This window comes from Saccharopolyspora sp. 7B (assembly GCF_020177435.1).
Taxonomy (GTDB): Bacteria; Actinomycetota; Actinomycetes; order Mycobacteriales; family Pseudonocardiaceae; genus Saccharopolyspora_C; species Saccharopolyspora_C gregorii.
Map to the genome: position 1 here is coordinate 1 of NZ_JAIUKC010000288.1, position 620 is coordinate 620.

The 620-nt window shown below is 71.9% G+C and carries 1 protein-coding gene; it reads left to right on the forward strand.

Annotated features, from left to right (window positions below):
* Window positions 1-408: 408 nt before the first annotated feature.
* Window positions 409-620 (forward strand): hypothetical protein (locus LCD33_RS28625; protein ID WP_224978507.1); only part of this gene is annotated, 212 nt, incomplete at its 3' end.

Below are 620 nucleotides of genomic sequence, written 5' to 3' on the forward strand. Positions count from 1 at the left end.
GGGCCGGAGGGGGCGGACGGTGCCGGTGCCGCATCGAGGGGCAGTTCTCCGACGAAGCGAGTGGTCACCGGTCCGGCATCGGGCCGCGAACGGTCCTGCTGCTCGGGCGGGACCGCCGGCTGGAACCAGGGGCGAACTAGATCGTCTTGAAGTGTCATCCGTATCGACTCTGCGGGGAGCAAACGGCCAGTACCACCAGTGGGTGACCCACCGGCGGATCAGACCCTACCGGTAACGGACCGGTAAAGCACCACCCGAGTGGGCGCGAAATGTGGGTGATCCGCCGCGCACTGTCACGGCCAGTGCCGAACATCGTCCTCAACTGCGGCGATCACTGCGGTCGCTAGGGCCAGAAGCGGGATGCGTTCCCCGCCACATCCCGCCCGCGGTCGCCGACCGTGAGCGGCCGTGCCGACTTCGCGGGCCGGTTCGGGCACCTTCGTGCTCACGGTCCGTGGCAGGAGACCGGTGCGCGGGCACCGCAGGACACCCGCCCTGTTCGCTGCGTGCGCGGGGGGCCCCCGGGGGGCCCCCCGGGGGCCCGGGCGCACCGTGCGGCCCGGCGGCATGACCGCCGACGACCTGCGCGATTACCGGATCGAGGAGCGCGACCCGACGCA